Consider the following 2378-nt stretch of genomic DNA (forward strand, 5'->3'; position numbering starts at 1 on the left):
CGTAAGCGTCCGGTGTTCCCCGCCTTGCTGACGAGGTGATGCGCAAGCCACAGGTGCGGCACTGTGGCAGGCACCGGTGCGGCATTATGGCGACGCGAATTATCGAGATGGTTGGGGCAGAGCCGCGGCGACGGTTCAGCGACGATGACAAGGCGCGGATCGTGTCGGAGGCGATGATGCCGGGGGCGAGCGTGCTGGACGTGGCACGGCGTCACCGGGTGTGCACGTCGCTGGTGTACCGCTGGCGACGCACGCTGCTGCGCGACGGGGTCGCAAGCGAAGCTTTGCCCTTGCCGGGCGCGGCGTTCGTGCCGGTCGAGGTGGCGAACGTGCCCATGGCGCCGCAGCCGGAGCCGCTCGGACCGGGTGTGGTGGAGGTGGTCGGCCCGGCCGGGCAGCGCATCCGCCTGGCACCTCCCATCGACGCGCGGGTGCTGAAGGCCGTGCTGGCCGGGTTCGCTTGATCGGGCCGCCGAGCGGCGTCCGGGTGTATCTGGCGGCCGGGGTCACGGACATGCGCAAGGGTTTCGACGGACTGGCGGCGCTGGTGCAGCAGCGGCTGCGCCAGGATCCGTTCGGGGGTGCGGTGTACGCCTTCCGGGGCAGGCGCGGCGATCTGGTCAAGCTGCTGTGGTGGGATGGTCAGGGCCTCGTCCTCCATGCCAAGCGTCTGGAGCGTGGTCGGTTCACCTGGCCGACGACCGCGGACGGCGTCGCAGTGCTGACCCCGGCGCAGTTGTCGATGCTGCTCGAAGGGGTGGACTGGCGGCATCCGATCCGGTCCTCGCAGCCGACCCTGGCCTGGTAAAAAGCACGGTTTCCTGCGGCTTTCGCGTGTATCGGCACGACTGTTCTGGTATAAGCAGGCGTGTCGCCCGATGCCGCCTCGCTGCCCGACGATATCGCCCTCCTGAAGGCCATGCTCATTGCTGTCGGCGCCGAGCTGGAGCAGTTGCGGATGCAGGTCGCGCGGCTGCGGCGCATGGCCTTCGGCCGTTCGTCGGAGAAATTGACGCATCAGGCTGACCAGCTGGAACTAGGGTTGGAGGAACGCGAGGCGGAAGCCGCCACGGCGGCGATGCCGGTGGCCACCCGGAGACGGGAGACCGCCAAGCCGTATCGACAGCCGCTGCCCGACCATTTGCCCCGCACCGAGGTCGTGCATGACGCACCGTGCGTATGCCCCGACTGCGGTGGTGCCATGCGGCGTATGGGTGAGGACGTCACGGAGCAGCTCGACTATGTGCCCGCCTCATTCCGGGTCGTGCGCCACGTCCGGCCGCGGCTGAGCTGTCGGTCATGCGAGCGCATCGTGCAGGCGCCGCTGCCGTCCATGCCCATCGAGCGGGGTCGGCCCGGTGCCGGGCTGCTCGCACATGTGCTGGTGTCCAAATACGCCGACCATCTGCCGCTCTATCGCCAGTCGGGCATCTACGCGCGCCAGGGCGTCGACCTTGCCCGCTCCACCCTCGCCGACTGGGTCGGGCGCTCGGCCGCGCTCCTCGACCCGCTGGTCGACGCGCTCGAGCGCCACGTCATGGGTGGCGTAACCCTCCACGCCGACGACACGCCCGTGCCGGTTCTGGCCCCCGGCGCCGGTCGCACCAGGACGGGCCGGCTGTGGACCTATGTGCGCGACGAGCGCGGGGCTGGCGGCGAGGCCCCGCCTGCCGTGCTGTTTCGCTACGCGCCCGACCGCAAGGGCGAACGCCCCGTCGCGCACTTGCGAACATTCCAGGGCGATCTGCACGCCGATGGCTATGCCGGGTTCGACAGGCTCTATGGCGAGCGCATCGCAGAGGTAGCCTGTTGGGCGCATGTCAGGCGCAAGTTCTTCGACGTCCATGCCGCAACCGGCTCCGCCACGGCCCGCGAGGCGCTGGACCATATCGCCAGCCTCTATGCGGTCGAACAGGACGTGCGCGGTCGGCCCCCGGACGAGCGACGACACGTACGCCAGACCAGAGCTGGACCGCTGCTCGATGCGTTCCGTCAGTGGCTCGACGCGACCGGACCGAAGCTGTCCCGACGCTCCGACCTCGCGGTCGCCATCCGCTATGCGCTCGCCCGCTGGACGGCGCTTACCCGCTATGCGGACGATGGCCGCCTTGAGATCGACAACAATGCCGCCGAGCGCTCGTTGCGCGGTATTGCCGTCGGTCGCAAGAACTGGCTGTTCGCCGGCTCCGACCAGGGCGGCCACCGCGCCGCCGGCATCTACAGCCTTGTGGAAACCGCCAGGCTCAACGACGTCGACCCCGAGGCATGGCTGACCGACACCATCAGCCGCATCGCCGACCATCCAGCCCGCCAGATCAATGAACTGCTGCCGTGGAACTACCGTCCCGCCTGACGCGACGCCTTCACCGGACGCTTAC

The 2378-nt window shown here is 69.3% G+C and carries 3 protein-coding genes; all 3 read left to right on the forward strand.

Annotated elements, in window-relative coordinates; genetic code table 11:
* The first annotated feature begins 86 nt into the window (after window positions 1–86).
* The 3 genes from FFS35_RS19790 (at window position 87) to FFS35_RS19800 (ending at window position 2353) form a co-directional block, all read left to right on the forward strand.
* The gene (locus tag FFS35_RS19790) at window positions 87–464 is read left to right on the forward strand and encodes a transposase (RefSeq protein ID WP_171007704.1); all 378 of its coding nucleotides are present in this window, start codon (window positions 87–89) and stop codon (window positions 462–464) included.
* Window positions 461–808 (forward strand): IS66 family insertion sequence element accessory protein TnpB, encoded by a 348-nt coding sequence (tnpB, locus tag FFS35_RS19795; RefSeq protein WP_137788475.1) that lies wholly within the window; start codon window positions 461–463, stop codon window positions 806–808. The genes FFS35_RS19790 and tnpB overlap by 4 nt, the downstream gene beginning before the upstream one ends.
* A gap of 111 nt (window positions 809–919) precedes the next feature.
* Window positions 920–2353 carry an IS66 family transposase gene (locus FFS35_RS19800; protein ID WP_137788476.1) on the forward strand — a complete coding sequence of 478 codons (1434 nt, stop codon included), beginning with the start codon at window positions 920–922 and terminating at the stop codon, window positions 2351–2353.
* The last annotated feature ends 25 nt before the right edge of the window (window positions 2354–2378 follow it).

The sequence above is a fragment of the Sphingomonas sp. 3P27F8 genome (assembly GCF_005502745.1).
Lineage (GTDB): Bacteria > Pseudomonadota > Alphaproteobacteria > Sphingomonadales > Sphingomonadaceae > Sphingomonas.

Bases quoted from the DNA above. Each gene is read 5' to 3' on its own strand.
- FFS35_RS19800 (WP_137788476.1), top strand. From the start codon at position 920: ATGCTCATTGCTGTCGGCGCCGAGCTGGAGCAGTTGCGGATGCAGGTC.
- FFS35_RS19790 (WP_171007704.1), top strand. From the start codon at position 87: ATGGCGACGCGAATTATCGAGATGGTTGGGGCAGAGCCGCGGCGACGG.